Source organism: Rhizobium sp. CC1099, from assembly GCF_029714385.1.
In the GTDB taxonomy this organism is placed as follows: Bacteria; Pseudomonadota; Alphaproteobacteria; order Rhizobiales; family Rhizobiaceae; genus Rhizobium.
Map to the genome: position 1 here is coordinate 3294593 of NZ_CP121641.1, position 18472 is coordinate 3313064.

21 protein-coding genes are annotated in these 18472 nt (G+C 60.4%); 11 read left to right on the forward strand and 10 right to left on the reverse strand.

The window, feature by feature from the left end; genetic code table 11:
* The first annotated feature begins 13 nt into the window (after positions 1-13).
* On the forward strand, positions 14-526 hold the full coding sequence (locus QA644_RS16525; protein WP_283069589.1) for a GNAT family N-acetyltransferase: 513 nt from the start codon (positions 14-16) through the stop codon (positions 524-526).
* A gap of 5 nt (positions 527-531) precedes the next feature.
* Here the strand turns inward: QA644_RS16525 and QA644_RS16530 are convergent, their stop codons facing one another.
* The 3 genes from QA644_RS16530 to QA644_RS16540 all read right to left on the reverse strand — a co-directional run bounded on the left by QA644_RS16530 (position 532) and on the right by QA644_RS16540 (position 3162).
* Positions 532-1488 carry a 2-hydroxyacid dehydrogenase gene (locus QA644_RS16530; RefSeq protein WP_283069590.1) on the reverse strand — a complete coding sequence of 319 codons (957 nt, stop codon included), beginning with the start codon at positions 1486-1488 and terminating at the stop codon, positions 532-534.
* A 16-nt stretch (positions 1489-1504) separates the two neighbouring features.
* Complete coding sequence (locus QA644_RS16535; RefSeq protein WP_022715909.1) at positions 1505-2527, reverse strand: LacI family DNA-binding transcriptional regulator; 1023 nt, start codon at positions 2525-2527, stop codon at positions 1505-1507.
* A gap of 122 nt (positions 2528-2649) precedes the next feature.
* The gene (locus QA644_RS16540) at positions 2650-3162 is read right to left on the reverse strand and encodes a MarR family winged helix-turn-helix transcriptional regulator (protein WP_194728216.1); all 513 of its coding nucleotides are present in this window, start codon (positions 3160-3162) and stop codon (positions 2650-2652) included.
* An 87-nt stretch (positions 3163-3249) separates the two neighbouring features.
* Here QA644_RS16540 and QA644_RS16545 point away from each other — a divergent pair, with 87 nt between their 5' ends.
* The 3 genes from QA644_RS16545 to QA644_RS16555 all read left to right on the forward strand — a co-directional run bounded on the left by QA644_RS16545 (position 3250) and on the right by QA644_RS16555 (position 6257).
* A complete protein-coding gene (locus QA644_RS16545) occupies positions 3250-4041 on the forward strand; it encodes a creatininase family protein (RefSeq protein ID WP_194728217.1) in 792 nt (263 codons plus the stop codon).
* Positions 4042-4164: 123 nt separating this feature from the next.
* Positions 4165-5268 carry a GTP-binding protein gene (locus QA644_RS16550; protein WP_239596891.1) on the forward strand — a complete coding sequence of 368 codons (1104 nt, stop codon included), beginning with the start codon at positions 4165-4167 and terminating at the stop codon, positions 5266-5268.
* Positions 5268-6257 (forward strand): WD40 repeat domain-containing protein, encoded by a 990-nt coding sequence (locus tag QA644_RS16555; protein ID WP_283069595.1) that lies wholly within the window; start codon positions 5268-5270, stop codon positions 6255-6257. Before QA644_RS16550 ends, QA644_RS16555 begins: the two co-directional genes overlap by 1 nt.
* A gap of 53 nt (positions 6258-6310) precedes the next feature.
* Here the strand turns inward: QA644_RS16555 and QA644_RS16560 are convergent, their stop codons facing one another.
* Positions 6311-7321, reverse strand: a complete 1011-nt coding sequence (locus tag QA644_RS16560; RefSeq protein WP_283072407.1) for a serine hydrolase — start codon at positions 7319-7321, stop codon at positions 6311-6313.
* Between the two features lie 151 nt (positions 7322-7472).
* On the opposite strand from QA644_RS16560, the gene QA644_RS16565 reads away from it, so the two are divergent.
* Entirely contained in the window at positions 7473-8429 is a 957-nt protein-coding gene (locus tag QA644_RS16565; RefSeq protein WP_283069597.1) for an NAD(P)-dependent oxidoreductase, read from the forward strand.
* Between the two features lie 40 nt (positions 8430-8469).
* Here QA644_RS16565 and QA644_RS16570 read toward each other — a convergent pair whose 3' ends face one another.
* Together QA644_RS16570 and odc2 are read right to left on the reverse strand one after the other, a co-directional pair.
* Positions 8470-9060 carry an N-acetyltransferase gene (locus QA644_RS16570; protein ID WP_194728219.1) on the reverse strand — a complete coding sequence of 197 codons (591 nt, stop codon included), beginning with the start codon at positions 9058-9060 and terminating at the stop codon, positions 8470-8472.
* A gap of 88 nt (positions 9061-9148) precedes the next feature.
* Complete coding sequence (gene odc2, locus QA644_RS16575) at positions 9149-10282, reverse strand: ornithine/lysine decarboxylase (RefSeq protein WP_028739747.1); 1134 nt, start codon at positions 10280-10282, stop codon at positions 9149-9151.
* A gap of 524 nt (positions 10283-10806) precedes the next feature.
* Between odc2 and QA644_RS16580 the strand changes: the two genes are divergently transcribed.
* The 3 genes from QA644_RS16580 (at position 10807) to QA644_RS16590 (ending at position 13510) form a co-directional block, all read left to right on the forward strand.
* The gene (locus QA644_RS16580) at positions 10807-11700 is read left to right on the forward strand and encodes a LysR family transcriptional regulator (protein WP_283069599.1); all 894 of its coding nucleotides are present in this window, start codon (positions 10807-10809) and stop codon (positions 11698-11700) included.
* A 101-nt stretch (positions 11701-11801) separates the two neighbouring features.
* Positions 11802-12443: a DUF1007 family protein gene (locus QA644_RS16585; RefSeq protein WP_194728221.1), complete on the forward strand. Its 642-nt coding sequence runs from the start codon at positions 11802-11804 to the stop codon at positions 12441-12443.
* A 53-nt stretch (positions 12444-12496) separates the two neighbouring features.
* A complete protein-coding gene (locus tag QA644_RS16590) occupies positions 12497-13510 on the forward strand; it encodes a nickel/cobalt transporter (RefSeq protein ID WP_246763344.1) in 1014 nt (337 codons plus the stop codon).
* 4 nt (positions 13511-13514) lie between these two features.
* Here QA644_RS16590 and QA644_RS16595 read toward each other — a convergent pair whose 3' ends face one another.
* From QA644_RS16595 to QA644_RS16610, 4 genes are all read right to left on the reverse strand, one after another.
* Positions 13515-13721 carry a hypothetical protein gene (locus tag QA644_RS16595; protein WP_194728223.1) on the reverse strand — a complete coding sequence of 69 codons (207 nt, stop codon included), beginning with the start codon at positions 13719-13721 and terminating at the stop codon, positions 13515-13517.
* The gene (locus tag QA644_RS16600) at positions 13718-14410 is read right to left on the reverse strand and encodes a GNAT family protein (protein ID WP_283069602.1); all 693 of its coding nucleotides are present in this window, start codon (positions 14408-14410) and stop codon (positions 13718-13720) included. Before QA644_RS16600 ends, QA644_RS16595 begins: the two co-directional genes overlap by 4 nt.
* Positions 14411-14474: 64 nt before the next feature.
* Entirely contained in the window at positions 14475-15194 is a 720-nt protein-coding gene (locus QA644_RS16605) for a tellurite resistance TerB family protein (protein WP_239596888.1), read from the reverse strand.
* Positions 15195-15296: 102 nt separating this feature from the next.
* Positions 15297-15935 (reverse strand): 2-dehydro-3-deoxy-phosphogluconate aldolase, encoded by a 639-nt coding sequence (locus QA644_RS16610; protein WP_074069709.1) that lies wholly within the window; start codon positions 15933-15935, stop codon positions 15297-15299.
* A 151-nt stretch (positions 15936-16086) separates the two neighbouring features.
* Between QA644_RS16610 and QA644_RS16615 the strand changes: the two genes are divergently transcribed.
* From QA644_RS16615 to QA644_RS16625, 3 genes are all read left to right on the forward strand, one after another.
* Entirely contained in the window at positions 16087-16575 is a 489-nt protein-coding gene (locus QA644_RS16615; protein WP_039846143.1) for a CYTH domain-containing protein, read from the forward strand.
* On the forward strand, positions 16553-17461 hold the full coding sequence (locus tag QA644_RS16620; protein WP_283069603.1) for a CHAD domain-containing protein: 909 nt from the start codon (positions 16553-16555) through the stop codon (positions 17459-17461). The genes QA644_RS16615 and QA644_RS16620 overlap by 23 nt, the downstream gene beginning before the upstream one ends.
* A gap of 80 nt (positions 17462-17541) precedes the next feature.
* On the forward strand, positions 17542-18471 hold the full coding sequence (locus QA644_RS16625; RefSeq protein WP_194728227.1) for a rhodanese-related sulfurtransferase: 930 nt from the start codon (positions 17542-17544) through the stop codon (positions 18469-18471).
* Position 18472 lies beyond the last annotated feature (1 nt).

Sequence of the window (18472 nt, forward strand, 5' to 3'; positions counted from 1 at the left end):
ACAGGTATCGACAGTGGCTCACGGCGGGCAGATCAATATACGGCTCCTCGGCCCCGAGGATATTGAGGCTTTTCGGCAAATCCGCTTGGAGGCGCTGCAGACCGAGCCCGCGGCCTATGCGAGCACCGCCGCCGATTGGGAGAGCCTAACAAACGATGAATGGCGTCACCGCCTCACGAACAATGCAGTGTTCGTCGCATTCCACCGAGAAAAACCGGTTGGCATGATGGGCTTGATGCGGCAGCAATCGAGCAAGATGGCCCACCGTGCCACGATTATTATGGTTTACGTGCATAAGAGCTTTCGCGGTTTGGGCGCCGCTTCGGCGCTACTGGAACGACTGACCGGGCACGCTCGAGAGGTCGGCATCAGACAGCTGGAGCTGGCCGTAAGCGCGCAGAACCCGCCCGCGATCCGCTTCTACGAGCGCGAGGGCTTCAGCCAAGTCGGGCGAATTCCGGGCGGAATTATTCACGACGGCGAGGAAATCGATGATGTCGTTATGGCGCGGCGCATCGTTGACTGAGCCCCTTACCTTGCCGAAGGCGTCTCCGGCACCGCGGTTAGCGGCCTGCCCTTCTCAAACCATTCGATCAGATTGCCGGCAACAAGATCGGCCATCGCGTTGCGCGTCGGGATCGAGGCGGAGGCGACGTGCGGCAGCAGCACCGCATTCGGCAAGCTGAAGAGTTCCGCCGGGACCACCGGCTCGCCGTAGAAGACATCAAGGCCCGCAGCGCCGAGTGCGCCGCTCTTCAGCGCCCAAACGAGCGCTGCTTCATCCACCGTCCAGCCTCGGCCGACATTGATCAGAATGCCGTCAGGGCCGAGTGCAGAAAGGATCTCCGCATCGATCGTCTTGTGGGTGTGAGGCGTCTTCGGAACGATCGCAATCAACGTATCGACAGCGCCGGCGAGGCCTTTCAGGGTCGGGTGATAATCATAGGCGATATCTGGATGGATCGTGCGTGTGTGATAGCTGATTTTCACCTTGAACGGTTCGAGGCGCTTGGCGATCTCTTGGCCGATGCGGCCGAGGCCGTAGAGACCGACATGCCGTCCTTTTAAGGAAAAGCGCGATAATGGATAGGCCGAACCCGTCGTCCAGTGGCCCTCACGCAGCCAGTTCTCCGCCCGCGGCAGTTCGCGGACGGTGTTGAGCAGCAGGCCGATCGCGGTATCGGCGACCTCGTCGTTCAACACATCCGGCGTGTTGGTGACGACCAGTCCTTTTTCCGCAGCATGCTTGACGTCCACGGCGTCATAGCCGACGCCGAAGCTCGCGATCACCTCAAGGCTCGGCAGCTGATCCATCCACCTGCCGGGAAACGCGCCGCTGACGGCCGCGCCGCGAATGCGGTTTGCGGTTTCGGCGTCGAGTTCCAACGTCTCGCTATTTTCGACGGCGACAACTTCGAAACGGTCCTTCAAGGTCGCAAGAACACGCTCGTGTATCTTCCCGGGAACGAGAATGGCGATGCGGGACATGGCTTTTCCTCTTGTCTTACTGGCGGGGTCTGTAAGGGCTTGTCGACTGGCGGATGCGCATCTCGGGTTTGATCAGGTGGATGCCGTCCGGCTCGTGACTGCCGGCCAAGCGATCGAGAAGCGCCCGGGCGGCAAGGCGGCCGACTTCGGCCTGCCCATTCCAGACCGTCGTCAGCGCCGGTGTCGAGAGCGAGGCTTCCTCGAGATCGTCATAGCCGGTAACCGAGATGTCCTTGCCTGGCACAAGACCGGCACGGGCAATGCCGTTCATGAGCCCGATGGCAACGAGATCGTTCCAGCAGACGGCGGCCGACGGCTTTTGCGGCAGCGACAGGAAATGCACAGCCGCCTCGAACCCGCCCTGCATCGAGCGCGGACCGGGAATGCGCAGGTTGGGATCGACTTCGATCTCAGCCTTGCGCAGCGCATTGACATAGCCCTGATAGCGGTCGCGGCCGGTCGAGGTCTGATCCGTTCCCCCGATCATGGCGATTGAGCGGTGGCCGAGCCCGATCAGGTGATTGGTGGCAAGCGAAATGCCGTAGCTGTCGTCACCGCGATAGGTCGGCAGGTCCATCCCCTCCATCGAGCGCGCGACAAGGATCGCCGGCATGCCGTTGGCCTCGGCAAGCTGCATATCCTCCGGCGGCGTGCCGATTGCGGGCGACATGATGACGCCATCGCCGCCGAGCTGCAGCAGCGTCTCGATGAAGGTGCGCTGCTTCTCGACCGAATCGTAGTGGTTGGACAGGATGAAGGTATGACGGCTGCGATCGAGCTCGCTCTCGATCGCCTTCAGGATTTCCCCGTAGAACGGGTTCATGATGTCGTGCACGACGACGCCGACGATGCCCGAGCGAGACGTACGCAGACTTGCGGCCCGGCGGTTGTAGATATAGCCGAGCGCGCGCGCCTGTTCCTTGATCTTTTCCCGCGTATTGCCCGCAACGAGCGGGCTGTCGCGTAAGGCTAGCGATACCGTTGCCGTTGAAATGCCGAGTGTTTCGGCAATTGTCGAAAGTTTGATCTTTTGAGCCACGCATCCTCCCCAGGCAACGCGCGAGATGGTGGAGCGCATCGCGGAACCGGAAAAAGAGCGCCCCTTAAAATGTTTAATTAAAAGATTAAACGCGGAGAGGCAAACCGAATTTTAATCGACCGTCAAATTTCGTCGGGTTCTTCGAACGGCACTGCTTCTGCCTGGAGATTGTTGTCGATCGCCTTTAGAAGGCGCACGAGGTTGCGGATTTCTTTCTCCGAAAAATCAAGCGTAGCCGTCCGATCGCAGGCCGACGCCGCCATCTCGATCGCCTTCACGCTGCCGCGCCCGAGTTCGGTGAGGTAGACCTTCGTCAGCCGCGCATCTTCCGCATCCGGCTTGCGCTCCAGGAAGCCCTGGGCTTCCATGCGGCCGATGGTGCGAGTCATCGTTGGCGCCTTGACGCCGAGTTTCTGAGCAAGGCCGCCTGCCGTCATCCCGTCGGTTTCGGCAAGCGAAAGAATGACGCCGTCCTGGCCGGCGTAAAGGCCGCTTTCAAGCAGACTACGGGAGAGGACCGTGCGCATCGACCGCGCAGCCTGCGTCAAAGCCGGCGAAAGATCGGCAAGCGTATATTCGGTCTGGTCCTTTTTCTTGGACTTGTTTTTCTTGCCGTCTTTGTGCTTCTTCCCCATCGCCATCCCTTTGATCTTTAAGCCGTGACAACGCTGCGTTATGACATTGCGCAGGTTCACGTCATAAACAAGGGGCATTGAAACCGGATGACAGCGCCTGCCCGGAACTTCGCAGACAACGATGCCGCACTTTCGGCCGAAGATCGCCGGAACTGGATCGCGGTTCTGCCGCTCGGCGCGCATGAGCAGCACGGCCCGCACCTGCCCTTCGAAACCGATACGCTGATTGCCGAAGGCATCGTCGAAAGGCTAAAGGCTGCCCTCCCCTCAACATTGCCGGTCACTTTCCTGCCCACAGAACCGGTCGGCTACTCGATCGAACACATGGATGTCGTAGGTACGAAGACGCTGACCTACAGCGAAGCGATCCACCGCTGGCTCGCAATTGCCGGAATGCTGCGCGATCTCGGCTGCCGCAAACTGGTGATGTTGAACGCTCACGGCGGAAATTCACCGCTGATGACAATCGTCGCAACCGAAGCGCGGGTGAAGTTCAACATGCTGGCCGTTGCGACCAGCTGGACACGTTTCGGCGTGCCGGAAGAGGTGATTTCAGCTGAAAACAAGGCGATCGACATCCACGGCGGCGATATCGAAACCTCGGTCATGCTGGCGCTGCATCCCGGTAGGGTCGCCATGTCCAAGGCTGAGAACTTCGCTTCAAGGCAGCTGGAATTTGCCAGCCGCTTCAAGCATCTACGGGCCTACGGGCCGCACGCCTTCGGCTGGAAGATGCTCGATCTGAACGTCAAAGGCGCGGCCGGAAACGCCGCTGCCGCAACGGTCGAGAAAGGCGAAGCGCTGGTCGGCCATGCGGTTAAGGGGCTGATGGAGCTGCTGCAGGATGTGGATGCGTTTGACACATCCGAACTCAAATAGAGCGATCCGAAAACAATGTGATCTTATAACATTATAAAACCTTTGAACTGACGCGTCCAAATCCTTATATGGAACCGTCCGTTTAAAGCCCCCTTGGCGGCAAGCCCATTCTTCGAGGTTCTCATGACCGACGCAATTTCGACTCAGCAGAAACCCATCCCCGTCACCGTGCTCACCGGCTATCTCGGCGCCGGCAAGACGACGCTGCTTAACCGCATCCTGTCCGAAAACCACGGCAAGAAATACGCGGTCATCGTCAACGAATTCGGCGAGATCGGCATCGACAACGACCTGATTGTCGAGTCGGACGAGGAAATCTACGAGATGAACAACGGCTGCGTCTGCTGTACCGTGCGCGGCGACCTGATCCGCGTCGTCGAGGGCCTGATGCGCCGCCCCGGACGCTTCGACGGCATCATCGTCGAGACGACCGGACTTGCCGATCCGGTGCCGGTCGCCCAGACCTTCTTCATGGATGACGACGTGCGCGCCAAGACGGAGCTCGACGCCGTCGTCGCCCTTGTCGATGCCAAGCACCTGCCGCTGCGCCTGAAGGACAGCCGCGAGGCCGAAGACCAGATTGCCTTTGCCGACGTCGTCCTCATCAACAAGACTGATCTCGTCTCGCCGGAAGAACTGGCGCAGATCGAGGATATCGTCCGGGCCATCAACCCGTCGGCTCGCGTCTACAAGACGAGCCGCTCCGGCGTCGATCTCGCCCGCGTGCTGGATCAGGGCGCTTTCAACCTTGAACGCGCGCTGGAAAACGACCCGCACTTCCTGGAGCAGGATCACGACGATCACGTCTGTGGCCCGGATTGCGATCACGACCACCATCACCATGCGCATGATCACGATCATGATCACCACCACCATGATCACGACCATGGCCATCATCACCACGGCGCGGTGTCGCCGATCCACGACGTGACGGTGCAGTCGGTGTCGCTCCGCGGCGGCGAGATGAACCCCGAGCGCTTCTTCCCCTGGATCCAGAAGATCACCCAGACGCAGGGTCCGAACATCCTGCGCCTTAAAGGCATCATCGCCTTCAAGGACGATGCCGAGCGTTATGTCGTCCAGGGCGTGCATATGATCGTCGAGGGCGACCACCAGCGTCCTTGGAAGGATGGCGAGAAACATGAGACGCGGCTCGTCTTCATCGGCCGCGAACTCGACCGCGAAAAGCTCGAAGCCTCCTTCAAGGCATGCGAGGCCGCGGCCTGATGCCAACAGTTGCCCCGCTTGATCTCGACGGCCACATTCTGGCCGTCGAATTTTTAGGTGATGTCCCCTTCTTCGCGAATGCCGCCGGCACGCTTCACCGGCTGGATGGCGGCGAGAAGGTTTGCGAAGCCCATCAGGGCATGCTCACCTGCATCCGCGATCCCTATAGCGAAAGCCTGATTTCCGGCGGCGAAGATGGCAAGGTGTTGCGCATTGCGGCCGACGCCGGCGTCAGCGAGATCGCTAACGTGCCGCGCAAATGGATTTCGCAGGTGGCGGCCGGCCCGCAGTGTGCCGTCGCCTATGCCTATGGAAAGAGCGCCTTTGTTCGTCTTTCGAATGGCGACACAAAGGAAATCACAGAGGAGCGGACGGTCGAAGGCCTTGCCTTTGCACCGAAAGGCATGCGCATCGCTGCAGCGCGCTACAACGGAGTATCGCTGCACTGGGTTGGCATGAATGCAAAGCCGGTCGATCTGGAATGGAAGGGCGCGCATACGGGTGTCACATTCTCGCCCGACGGCAATTTCCTCGTGACCACCATGCAGGAAAACGCCCTGCACGGCTGGAAGCTTGACGCCAAGCCGGGGGCTGAGGCGCGTCACATGCGCATGACCGGTTATCCGGCCAAGGTGAAGTCGCTCTCCTGGTCCGCCAAGGGCAAGTGGCTCGCCTCGTCTGGCGCGCCAGCAGCGATCGTCTGGCCCTTCCAGGGCAAGGACGGTCCGATGGGCAAGGCGCCGCTGGAGCTCGGCACGCGCGCCAACATCATGGCGACCGCGGTCAGGTTCCATCCGGCTGAGGACATCCTTGCAATCGGTTTCATCGACGGCATGATCCTTGCCGTGCGGATTGCAGACAGTAAAGAGGCGCTGATCCGCCGCCCCGGAAAGGGCGCTATCACCGCGATGAGCTGGAGCAAGAACGGCAAGCTGCTCGCCTTCGCCTCGGAAGCAGGCGACTGCGGCGTCGTCGATATCTCGGCCTGACCGCTCAAACTCTTCCGATGGTGATGGCTGAGTGCCTTCGCCATCCCTTCCGGTCAGGATGTCCGGGCATTTTCGACAATCTCGCCCAGCACGCCGTGCAAGGCATCGCGATAGCCGTTGCGGGCCGATGGCCCGCTTTCCTGCGAGGTCATCACCACGGTCAGATTGAGCGACGGCACGATGTAGAGCATCTGCCCACCGTAGCCCCATGCGAAATGCACGTCCTCGCCGCCGAGATTGCGCTCAAACCATCCGTAGCCATAGGCATCGCCCGAGAAGCGCGAGTTGGTGCGCGGCTGCCAGGACGCGGCAATCCACTCGGCGGGAACGACTTGTCGCCCCTCCCGCGTCTTGCCGCCGTTGCGATAGAGCTCGCCAAAAGCAAGCAACGAGCGGGCGCTCATGGCCATCTGGTTTCCGCCGAGATAGATGCCCTGTGGATCGCGCTCCCAGGCGCCGATCCGAAAGCCTTCGACTGGCCCGAGCCATTCCCGTGCCAAGGCAAGGGTTGTCTTACCACTCGCCTTCGTCAGGATTGCAGACAGGAGATGTGTCGAGGCGGTCGAGTACAGCATTCGGCCCCCGGGCTCATCGTCGAAGGGTTGCGAGAGTGCAAAACGCACCCAGTTTCGGCTTGCAACCCAGCGTCCGTAGTTCGGTCCCGACATACGGCCCAACCCCGCCTGCATGGACAGCAGGTTTCCGATGGTGATCTCGTTCAGCCGCGGATCGGGTGATTGCGGCAGATCCGCCTTCAGGAGCGGGGCAATCTTCTGATCCGGTCCTTCGAGCACACCCTTCCTGACGGCGATGCCGACAAGGGCGGAGATGATCGCTTTCGAGGCGGACTTGATATTGGTCGATTCCGACGCTGTATGCCCGCGATAGCCGCGCTCGGCAACAATCTTTCCGTCACGTGAAATGATGATGGTTTTCAGCGATTTCAGTTCCTCGCGGGAAGCGAAGTTGTCGAGCAGCGACGCAAGGCGATCGTTTTCCTGCTGGGCAGAGACCGGCGCGGCGGAAAGGAGAAGGGCAAACCATATGAGGAAGGCTCTGGTCATCGCCATGAGCTAGCGCAATCCCACGCAGAATTCATCCGCCCGAAGTGCCGATTCACGCGGACGTGAAAGTTTATGATCCTGCTTGCCCTATCGACCGGCCGCCCAACATACTGGCCGGACCAGCTCAACACACGGCAGGAGCGTAAAAACGATGGCACGCGTAATCGTGATCGGAGCAACTGGCCATGTCGGCACATATCTCGTCCCGCGTCTTGTCGAGGCGGGGCATGACGTCGTTGCAATCAGCCGCGGCAAAGCGGACCCCTACTGTCGCCACGCAACATGGCAGAGCGTCGAACGGCAGCAGATGGATCGGGCGCCGATGGAGGAGGAAGGCAGCTTCGGCCCCGCCGTCCGCGCACTTAGGCCCGATATCGTCATCGACATGATCTGTTTCACGTTGGAGAGCGCTCGCCATCTGGCGGGAGTGTTGGATGGCCATGTCGGCCATTTTCTGCACACCGGCACCATCTGGACGCACGGCCATTCCATTTCGGTTCCGACGCGCGAGGATGCGCCGAAAACGCCCTTTGGAGAGTATGGCGTGCAGAAGAAGGCAATCGAGGACTATCTTCTAGGCGAGGCACGACGGCGGGCCTTTCCCGCAACCCTCATCCATCCCGGCCATATCGTTGGACCGGGCTGGCCTCCACTCAACCCCGCCGGACATTTCAACATTTCCGTCTTTTCGACGATTGCGCGCGGCGAGACGCTGAGATTGCCGAATCTCGGTTTGGAGACCGTTCATCATGTTCACGCTGACGATGTGGCAGGCATGTTCATGGCAGCGATCAGCAATTGGCAAGCGTCAACCGGAGAAAGCTTCCACGCGGTTTCCGACCAGGCACTGACGTTGAGAGGATATGCCGAAGCGATGTTTCGCTGGTTCGGTCATGAGCCGAAGCTCGAGTTTTTCCCCTATGACGAATGGTCGAAAATGGAAAGCGCCGAGGACGCAAAGGCGACGTGGGAGCACATCGCCCGGAGCCCGAATTGCTCAATGGACAAGGCAAGGCGTCTGCTGGGGTTCACGCCGCGCCACAGCTCCCTCCAGGCTGTGCAGGAGTCGGTCCAGTGGCTTGTCGCGCAAGGGCGCATAAGGGCTTAAAAGAAAAAGCCCCTCCCGTTTCAGGGAGAGGCTTGACCCGTCAGGCGGCCTTCCGGAGCGGCGCCTTGGCCAGCATGCGCCCCGAGGGAACAATCATGCCGGCTGCGCCGTCAAGCCAGCCTTCCGTCAACTCCAGCGCCAGGAAGCGCGAGCGTTCGAACGGGCCGGGCATGACGAGATGGCAAGCCTTCTCGGCAAAGAAGCCGAAGCGCTCGTAATAGGCAGCATCTCCGACGAGCAGGATCGCGCCATGTCCGCGGTTCTTGGCCTCGAGAATCGCCGCACGCATCAGCGCCGAACCGACACCCTTGCCCTCAAAGGTCGGATCGACGGCCAAAGGGCCGAGCAGCAACGCATTGATCGACGTGCCGTCGGTGTTGACGCCAGCCTCGATGTTCCAGAGGCGGACGGTGCCGATGACATGGCCGTCGCGGTCGCGCGCGACAAGTGCCAAGCCTTCTGCCGGGATGCGGCCGCGCCGGATCTTCTCCGACGACTTCTTGCGGCGGTTCGGACCCATGGCGCGATCGAGCAGGTTCTCGCGCGGTACGACATCCGACGGATTCTCGGAATCGATGGTGAAGACGGAGGGCGCAAAGAATGCGCGGACAGAATCAAGAACAGCGGCCATCTTGGCCTCCCGAACTCAAAACCGTTTCAGACGGTGTCGAAAGGAAATTGTGAAGGTGCCGCCCCGATTGGCTACGGGGCCGGCTGGATCAGATGACGTAGGCCTTCAGCGGCTCAAAGCCATTAAAAGCAACCGCCGAATAGGTCGTCGTATAGGCACCGGTGCCTTCGATCAGAACCTCGTCGCCGATGGTGAGGCTCACCGGCAGCGGGTAGAGGTTCTTCTCGTAGAGCACGTCGGCCGAATCGCAGGTCGGGCCGGCGATGACGCAAGGCTCCATCTTGTCGCCGTCGCGTTCGGTGCGAATCGGGTAGCGGATGGCCTCATCCATCGTTTCGGCGAGACCGCCGAACTTGCCGATGTCGAGGAATACCCAGCGGGCCGTGTCGTTGTCCGACTTCTTCGAGACAAGCACCACTTCAGCCTTGATGACGCCGGCATTGCCGACCATACCGCGGCCCGGCTCGATGATCGTCTTCGGGATCTGGTTGCCGAAGTGATCGCGCAGGCTCTGGTAGATCGAACGGCCATAAGCCTCGGCCGACGGAACGTCACGAAGGTATTTCGTCGGGAAGCCGCCCCCCATGTTGACCATCTGCAGATGGATGCCCTGCTTGGCAAGCTGCACGAAAACGCGCTTGGCATCGGCAAGAGCCGAATCCCAGGCATCGACCTTGGTCATCTGCGAACCGACATGGAACGAGACGCCATAGGATTCGAGGCCGAGCTGATGGGCATAGACAAGAACATCGACAGCCATTTGCGGGACGCAGCCGAACTTGCGCGATAGCGGCCATTCGGCGCCTTCGCCATCCGTGAGCACGCGGCAGAACACGCGGGCGCCGGGAGCGGCGCGCGAGATCTTCTCGACTTCCTCGTGGCTGTCGACCGCAAAGAGGCTGACGCCGAGCGCACAGGCGCGGGCGACGTCGCGCTCCTTCTTGATCGTATTGCCGTAGGAGATGCGTGCAGCGGTCGCACCGGCATCCAGTGCCATTTCGATTTCAGCGACAGACGCGCAATCGAAATTGGAGCCGAGCGAAGCCAGCAGCTTCAGCACTTCCGGAGCCGGGTTTGCCTTGACAGCATAGTAGATCGCGCTGTCCGGCATCGCATGACGGAAGGCGTTGAAATTGTCGCGCACGACGTCGAGGTCGACCACGAGGCAGGGACCGTCGGGACGTCGGGTTGCGAGAAAGTCGCGGATGCGCTGGGTGGTCATATCGATTCCCTCTTCCAATTCCAGAGCTCCGGCAAAAACCGGAGGACAAAGGGCATACGAATGCTCGCATTGGAACCAGCCGGTGGAGACCCCGGAACCATAGCAAGCGCTCGATGCGCAAATATTGAACCAACGCCACGACAGCGGCATAGTTCGGCTTTGTCTGCCATGGATTGGAGGGAAAATCCCAACCGCACTTCCGGCAATGAAGGTGTGCCTCTTCAGTAACCCCGGCTGATGGAAAGCCGGAAGACACCAGAAAGGCCCGCACCGTCGTTGCTTAGGCGTCCTCGCATTTCCCGGTTGGCCGGAATAGCGACTGGAGGGGTTAGTTCCAGGTACCTTACCGATGACCTCACCTAATCGAGGGTCGGCGGACACCCATGGGCACGTGCGACTTTGGGCTGAGGACGAGATAAGAATATTCGCAGTCATAATCAAGAATTTTTTTGCCCTTCGCTCAAAAAATAAATTGAACAACTGCGCGCAATTTGTTCAATCTTTCGCAACAACGGGAGATGGCCATGGACACACTGACGCGCATTCGCGCCTTCATCGATGTCGTTGAAGCGGAAGGTTTTTCTGCCGCGGCGCGGCGCACCGGCCGCTCCAAGGCGCTGCTTTCCAAATATGTGCGCGAGCTGGAAGACGAGTTGGGCGCCCTGCTGCTCAATCGCACCACCCGGCAGTTTTCGATGACCGAGGCCGGGCATACTTATTACCGCACCGCCTCCGACATTCTGAAGGAGATCGACAACCTCGCCGATCTGGTCCGCGAGAACAACGCGCAACTCAAAGGCCGGCTGAAGATCTCGGTGCCGCGCACCTTTGTCGATGCCGATGTCGGTCAGTCGTTGATCGATTTTGCCAAGGAGAACCCGGACCTGCAGCTGGAAATCGCCGCAGACGACCGGTTCGTCGATCTGATCGAAGAAGGTTTCGACCTGGCGATCCGCGTCACGAAGCTAGAAGATTCGGGAATGATCGCGCGAAAGATCTCGGATTTCCGCGTCCACGTCTGCGCCACGCCGGAGTTTCTCGAGCGCTATCCGAACCTCGAACATCCGACGGACATTTCCAACGTTCCCTTCATCGTGGATACGAACTCGCGCACGCAGGCAAGCGTCCGTTTCTACAATCCGGACAGCACGTCCTTCGCCGTCGCGGTTTCCGGACCGATCGAGGTGAACAGCCCGCATGCGACATTGCGCGCGGCTCTTTCCGGCATCGGCATTGCGGTCATCCCGGACTTCATCGCTCGTAAGCCGATCGAGGACGGCCGGCTCGTGACGCTGTTCAACGACTACATACCGACCGATCGCGGGATTTATGCCGTTTATCCGCATCGGCGCTACCTGCCGGCAAAGGTCCGCGTCTTCGTGGATTACCTCCATGCTTGGTTCAAGAAGCAGGCTTGAAGCCGGCCTGATTCACTTTGCCACCTTGAGGCAGGTCCCAATTCCGTCCCATTCTCCGGCAAGAAGACACCAACCGATTTGGGCAGAGCGGTAACAGACACATGAAGAAATCCACTTACCTGATGGCCGCGCTGATCTTACTTGCGCCGGCCGCAGCCATGGCACACCCGCATATTTTCGTGGAAGCTCGGCTCGAAGTCGTGGCAGCGCCCGACGGGAGCGTTCAGGAGTTGCGAAACGTCTGGCGTTTCGACGAGGTGTTCTCCTCCTCCGTCGTCATGGATTTCGACAAGAACACCGATCTGAAGCTGGAGCCGAACGAGCTCGCCGAAGTCGGCAAGACTGTCCGCGAGTCGCTCTCGGACTACGACTACTACATGAATCTGACAATCGACGGGAAGAACGTGACCGTGCAGAAGCCGGACATCATTCACGTCGACTACAAGGAAGGTCAGCTTCTGATGTTCTTCGCGGTAAAGCCCGCGGAGAAGATGCCGCTGAAGGGCAAACTCACCTTCGGCGTCTACGACCCCACGCTCTACACCTCGATCGACTTCCCGACGGACAAGGAGCTGGCAACAGTCGGGGACGGCTTCAAGAACTGCAAGCATGATGTGCTGCGGCCGGACGCCGATCAGGTGATTTCTCAAAACAAGCAGTCGCTGACCGACGCCTTCTTCAACGATCCGACCGGCACCGACATGTCCAAGCTCTTTGCCACCAGGCTGGAGGTTTCATGCTGAAACGGAGCGCTTTGCTGTTCGTTCCAACGGCCGCATTCGCGGTGCTGGCGCTCATGAACGTGGCGCATGCGCAATCGCCGCTCGGGATTGGAACTGCGGAGCCGAGTTTCCAGCCGACAGGTGGGCCGCTGGCGCCGCTGCTTGCCTACATCAATTACGAACAGCAGGCCTTCTACCGCGCGCTGACGGATGCCCTGAAGGCAATGCGTGAAGACCCGTGGCAGCTTGCGTCGCTGATCGGCCTTTCCTTCGCCTATGGCGTCTTCCATGCGGCCGGTCCTGGGCATGGCAAGGCAGTGATCTCCTCCTACATGATCGCCAACGAAATCGAGCTGAAGCGCGGCGTAGTGATCTCCTTCATCTCAGCCTTCATTCAGGGTGCAGTGGCAGTGGCGCTCGTCGGCGGTGCCTGGCTCATCCTGCGTGGCAGCGGCATAACGCTGACGCAGGCGACGAATGCGATGGAGATCACAAGCTTCGTCATGGTCATCGCCTTCGGTGGCTGGCTGCTTTTTCGCAAATTGCGTTCGATGATCAACGGCCTGCCAAAGCGTGAAGTCGTGGAGACCTCTGCCGGTCCGGTCAGCATGATGCTCGACTGGAAGGACAATGAAAGCCGCAGGGAAGCCTATGCCTTCGGCGAGAAGCAGGCACGCAAGGCGGGACATAACTTCATCGCCGGCATGGCCTGCGAAACCTGCGGCCGCTCTCATGCGCCGGACCCGTCGCTGCTCGGCGGCGACAAATTCAGTATCCGGGAAGCCTGGTCTGCGATCGTTGCCGTCGGCCTTCGCCCCTGCTCCGGCGCGCTGCTCGTCATGACCTTTTCGCTGCTGAACGGCCTTTATCTCGGCGGCATTCTTTCTGTGCTCGCCATGTCGCTTGGCACGGCCATCACGGTCGCCATCCTCGCGATCCTTGCCGTCGCCGCCAAGGGCACCGCCGTCCGCATCTCCGGCCGTGGCTCAGCGAGATCGATCTGGATTGGCAACGCGATCGAAATCCTGGGCGCCGTCCTGGTGATTTGCATGGGCGTGCTGCTGCTCGGCGCCTCGCTTCAGGGGTAGGCTCTTATTTCCCCCTGCCTCGCTGATAGTGCGCCCTCAGCCAGAATATCGCGAAGAAGCCGAGCAGCAGCGCCGCGCCGGCAATGACCGCAAGCGCGGGAGAATAGCTGCCGATCCAAAGAACGAGCGTCGGCAGGAAATAGATGACCAGTCCCGCGCAAATGAGGATGGTCGCGGCGGCGATCGCCTGAGAACGGCTTTCGGGGCTCATGCGAGCCTTTCCTTTTCAAGATCGGAACGGATATCCTGCAGGCGCCGGCGCTGCTTGCCTTGGGCATCGAAGTTCTCCGGCGAAAGCCAGGTCTCGAAAGCCTCGCTGATCAGCGGCCACTCGCTGTCGATCATCGAGAACCAAGCCGTGTCGCGGTTGCGGCGCTTGGCGATCATATGCTGACGAAAAACACCTTCGAACTTGAAGCCGTAGCGCGCGGCCGTCGTCTTGCTGGCCTCGTTGTTGTTGTCGCACTTCCATTCGTAGCGGCGGTACCCGAGGTCTTCGAAGACATGCTTGGCCATCAGGTAATGCGCTTCGGTGGAAAGCGGCGAACGCTTCATATCCGGCCCGTGCGCCACGCCGCCGATTTCGACGACGCCGTTGGCCGGGTCGGCACGCATATAATTGGCCATGCCGACGATCCTGCCGGTGGAGGTATCGCGGAAGATGTGGGTGAGCCAGCCAGACTTGGCATAGGCGTTCTCAAGCCACTTGGCGAAATCGTCGATGCCGGCAAAATCGTCCTGCGCGAAGTAGAGAAGCAGCGGGTTGATGCCCATGCCGCCGAGGCCGTCCCAGAGCGCCTGAAGGTGCTCCGCGCGAACATAGGGCTCGACCGTCACGTAGCGCCCTTTCAGTGTCACATAATCAGGTGCCGGCACCTTGAAATTCGATAGATCGCGCATGCTCACTCCTCTCGTCGGAAGAGTGGATAGGCCAGCCGCCCTGGAAAGGCAACCAGCCTGCATGTCACCGTGACAAGGAAACCTTGGCGGAGGAAACCGTTGCTTCGATGTGGTCCACAAGCGCATCGGCAAGGCCAAGACGGCCGGCAAGAAGATCGAGATAGCCGCGTTCGGCCCGCGAGTCCGGCTCGATCGTCAGGCGCGAAGCCGTATAGAGCTCGACCTTCTGTTCCTCCGTAGTGGCGGCGGCGACCAGCGCGTCGAGATCGGTCGGCGAGGCAAGCTCGTGCTCGATGAAGGACGCGGCTTCGCCGCTGACGTCGGCGGCCTTTATCTTGTCCATGACATGCGCTCGCTCGGCGTCGTCGATATGCCCGTCGGCTTTGGCCGCCGCGATCATGGCGCGGATCAGCACGAGGGCAAATTCGTTGCTGCCAGCAGGCGAAGCCGGACCGAAACCTGAATCGGCGGGTGCCGGCAGAAGAACCGGCGTCGAGGGCGGAGGGGCATCCGAAGGCGTGGCAGGTGCCTGGCCCGCCTGGTAATTCTTGTAGGCCTGGTATCCGAGGCCGGCGATAGCTGCGAGCCCGCCGATTGCCAGCGCGTTGCCGGCAATATTGCGGCCCGTCTTCGTTCCGAGAAACACAGTCGCCAGCGCTCCGGCCTTCCACGGATTATCCTTGGCCAACTGGACGGCATCGCCGGCCCGGTTGCGGACACTTCCGCCGACGCCCGGTATTTGCGATCCCAGGAACTGGTCAAGAAGCTTCTTCGCGTCGAACATCCTTCATCGTCTCCCTGTTGAGGCAGACCTGAAGATAGGAAGCGGATCGACAAATACAAATGCCGGCAAAGCCGCCGGCATCCTGAAGCGATCAGGAAAATGTCAGGCCTTCAGCGCAGCCGCTTCCGAGGCGAGCTTGGTGATGCCGTCCCAATCGCCCGCAGCGACGAGTTCCTTCGGCGCCACCCAGGATCCGCCAACGCAGATGACGTTCGGCAGCGACAGGTAATCATTGGCGTTTTTAAGCGAAATGCCGCCAGTCGGGCAGAAAACGGTGCCGGCGAGCGGCGAGGAAAGCGCCTTGAGATATGCGGCACCGCCCGCCTGTTCGGCCGGGAAGAATTTCAACACCTGGTAGCCTTCTTCGCGAAGCGCCATGACTTCGCTTGCCGTAGCAGCGCCCGGCAGCAGCGGAACCGGCGATGCCGAAGCGGCGTCGAGCAGTTCCTGCGTGGCCCCCGGGCTGACGACGAACTTCGAGCCGGCAGCAATGGCCGCATCCCACTGCTGGGCATTCAGGATCGTGCCTGCGCCGACTTCCGCACCTTCGACCTCCTGCGCAACGGCACGGACCGTATCGAGTGCTGCAGGCGTGCGCATGGTGATCTCGATCGCCTTCAGGCCGCCGGCGACCAGCGCACGCGCCAGCGAAACGCCGGACTTCACGTCATCGACGATCAGCACCGGAACAACTGGCTGGAGTTTGAGGATGGAAAGGAGCTTTTCTGTCTTCTCGCCCATGGCCGCACGGTTCCTTAAACGATTGAATTGGGCTCCCGAATACCTCTCTGGACCCTCTTTGTCGAGACAAAACAGATGCGGCAAGAAGATGGGTATCCCTCCCTGGAGTTTTACGTTACGGTACCGCGATCGTCACAAAAGGTTCACTGAAATGGCGAAAGAGATCGAGCGGAAATTTCTGGTACGCAACGACGGCTGGCGCGCGAAGGCCGAGACGAAATCGATCCTCAGACAAGGTTACATCGCCTCGATGGACGACCGGTCCGTGCGTGTGCGCATCCTTGATGGAAAGCGCGCGCGGCTGACGATCAAGATCGGCCGCAGTACCGTGACCCGCGACGAGTTCGAATACGAAATCCCCGTTTCTGACGCCGAAGAATTGATGCAGAGCACCATTGGCCTGGTGATCGAAAAGACGCGTTACCGCGTTCCGCATGACAACTTCGTCTGGGAAGTCGATGTCTTTGCCGGTGCGCATCGCGGTCTAGTGATCGCTGAGGTGGAGATGAAGTCCGAAAATGACGATCCCTCCCGCCCCGCCTGGCTTGGCCGCGAAGTGACCGGCGATTTCCGCTATTCCAACCAAGCGCTCGCGACCGAATTCGAGTACGATCAGGATGCCCTTTCGCATACGGCCTGATTTCGATTTCACCGATGAGTTCCGAAGAGTGGCAACGGAACAGCTTGAACGTGCCATTGCCGTTCTCGAGGAGCGGCCGGACGGCGCGCATGAGGCGGTCCATGATTTTCGCAAGAACGTGAAGCGGCTGCGCTCTCTTTACCGGCTCGTGGCGAAAGAGGTGCCGAACTTTCAGAAGCGACAAAATGCCAGGCTGCGCGACACCGCAAAATCGCTTTCATCGATCCGGGACGCAGCAGCCCTGATCGGCACTGCCGAATATTTGCAAAAAGGCGCCCGCGGCGACGTAGAGAGCGAAGCGCTCAGCCGCGTCGTCACCATTTTGCAAGCACGGCGTGACTGGATGGCGGAGGCCGAAAGCGGCCTTGAACAGAAGCTTCACGACACGGCCATCTCGCTAAAGGACGCGATCGCCGCAGTCGATAAGGTTTCTTTCAAGAACAACCCGCGTAGAAACGCCCGCATGCTTGCTAAAAGCTGGCAGCGAACTTTGCGAAGAGGGCGGACAGCGCTCGATGCATGCCACGATACGGCAGCGGTCGAGGATTTTCATGAATTGCGCAAGCGGATCTATGACTACCGGCTCTATCACACGCTGCTGCGCAATCTGTGGCCCGCCGCGATGAAGGCGAAGCAAGATGCAGTCAAGGATCTCGCAGAACGGCTCGGCCACGTCAACGATCTCTCGGTGCTTTCGCAACTGGTCGAGGCCGAGCCGCAGCTCTTTACGCGCAATGAAGATCTCGCCCACCTGCTCGATACCATCATCTTCCGCCAGCAGGAAGAGCGGCAAAGCGCGCTCGCCGACGCCGGCCGCGTCTTTGCCGACAAACCGCAACGCGAGGCCAACCGGATTGAAGCACTCTGGCAGTTGAGCCGGAACTGAATTCGACAAGTGTCGACCCTTAGCTGCGGCCGCAATGGCAACGCTTGCGCGAAAACGCTGCAGACTGTATTTCAGCGCGCATGACCGACAGCATCAATCACACCAGCCCGTTCCTCGTGGCGGCGCTTTATCATTTTGTTTCCGTGCCGCGCTTCGAAAGCCTGTGCGCGCCGCTGCAGACGCTTTGCGAAAAAAACGGCGTGAAGGGAACGCTGCTCCTGGCGCATGAGGGTATCAACGGGACGATCGCCGGGCCGGATGCTGGCATCGAAATGGTGCTCGCCTACCTGCGGGCGCAGCCGGAATTCACCGCCCTGGAGCACAAGGAAAGCCGCGCATCCAAAATGCCTTTCCTGCGCATGAAGGTGAAACTCAAAAAAGAGATCGTCACGATGGGCGTCGAGAATATCGACCCCAACAAGGTGGTTGGGACTTATGTGATGCCGCAGGATTGGAACGCCTTGATATCCGATCCCGACACCATCGTCATCGACACGCGCAACGACTACGAAACGGCGATCGGCACCTTCCGTGGCGCCGTCGATCCGAAAACCAAGACCTTCCGCGAGTTTCCGGAATGGGTGCGCCAGAACACCGGCCTGCACAACAAGCCGAAGATCGCCATGTACTGCACCGGTGGTATCCGCTGCGAAAAGGCGACGGCTTTCATGAAGGAGCAGGGTTTTGAGGAGGTCTACCACCTCAAGGGCGGCATCTTGAAATATCTGGAGGAAGTTCCGCGAGAGGAAAGTCTGTGGGATGGCGCCTGTTTCGTCTTCGACGAGCGGGTGTCGGTCGAGCACGGACTGAAGGAAGGCGAGCACAAGCTCTGCCATGCCTGCCGCAATCCGATCACCGCAGAAGAGATCACGTCGCCGCTTTACGAGGAAGGCGTTTCCTGCAGCAGCTGCTACCACACGCGCACTGAAGACGACCGGCTGCGCTATCGCCAGCGGCAACTGCAGATCGCGCTTGCCAAGAAACGCGGCCAGAAGCACATCGGGACTTAGG

Coding starts and splice junctions, on each gene's coding strand:
- QA644_RS16590 (WP_246763344.1), top strand. CDS start 12,497: ATGAACGTGGCGCATGCGCAATCGCCGCTCGGGATTGGAACTGCGGAG.
- odc2 (WP_028739747.1), bottom strand. CDS start 10,282: ATGACCACCCAGCGCATCCGCGACTTTCTCGCAACCCGACGTCCCGAC.
- QA644_RS16610 (WP_074069709.1), bottom strand. CDS start 15,935: ATGGGCGAGAAGACAGAAAAGCTCCTTTCCATCCTCAAACTCCAGCCA.
- QA644_RS16580 (WP_283069599.1), top strand. CDS start 10,807: ATGGACACACTGACGCGCATTCGCGCCTTCATCGATGTCGTTGAAGCG.
- QA644_RS16595 (WP_194728223.1), bottom strand. CDS start 13,721: ATGAGCCCCGAAAGCCGTTCTCAGGCGATCGCCGCCGCGACCATCCTC.
- QA644_RS16540 (WP_194728216.1), bottom strand. CDS start 3,162: ATGGGGAAGAAGCACAAAGACGGCAAGAAAAACAAGTCCAAGAAAAAG.
- QA644_RS16555 (WP_283069595.1), top strand. CDS start 5,268: ATGCCAACAGTTGCCCCGCTTGATCTCGACGGCCACATTCTGGCCGTC.
- QA644_RS16570 (WP_194728219.1), bottom strand. CDS start 9,060: ATGGCCGCTGTTCTTGATTCTGTCCGCGCATTCTTTGCGCCCTCCGTC.
- QA644_RS16615 (WP_039846143.1), top strand. CDS start 16,087: ATGGCGAAAGAGATCGAGCGGAAATTTCTGGTACGCAACGACGGCTGG.
- QA644_RS16560 (WP_283072407.1), bottom strand. CDS start 7,321: ATGACCAGAGCCTTCCTCATATGGTTTGCCCTTCTCCTTTCCGCCGCG.
- QA644_RS16565 (WP_283069597.1), top strand. CDS start 7,473: ATGGCACGCGTAATCGTGATCGGAGCAACTGGCCATGTCGGCACATAT.
- QA644_RS16545 (WP_194728217.1), top strand. CDS start 3,250: ATGACAGCGCCTGCCCGGAACTTCGCAGACAACGATGCCGCACTTTCG.
- QA644_RS16585 (WP_194728221.1), top strand. CDS start 11,802: ATGAAGAAATCCACTTACCTGATGGCCGCGCTGATCTTACTTGCGCCG.
- QA644_RS16625 (WP_194728227.1), top strand. CDS start 17,542: ATGACCGACAGCATCAATCACACCAGCCCGTTCCTCGTGGCGGCGCTT.
- QA644_RS16620 (WP_283069603.1), top strand. CDS start 16,553: ATGCCCTTTCGCATACGGCCTGATTTCGATTTCACCGATGAGTTCCGA.
- QA644_RS16600 (WP_283069602.1), bottom strand. CDS start 14,410: ATGCGCGATCTATCGAATTTCAAGGTGCCGGCACCTGATTATGTGACA.
- QA644_RS16605 (WP_239596888.1), bottom strand. CDS start 15,194: ATGTTCGACGCGAAGAAGCTTCTTGACCAGTTCCTGGGATCGCAAATA.
- QA644_RS16530 (WP_283069590.1), bottom strand. CDS start 1,488: ATGTCCCGCATCGCCATTCTCGTTCCCGGGAAGATACACGAGCGTGTT.
- QA644_RS16550 (WP_239596891.1), top strand. CDS start 4,165: ATGACCGACGCAATTTCGACTCAGCAGAAACCCATCCCCGTCACCGTG.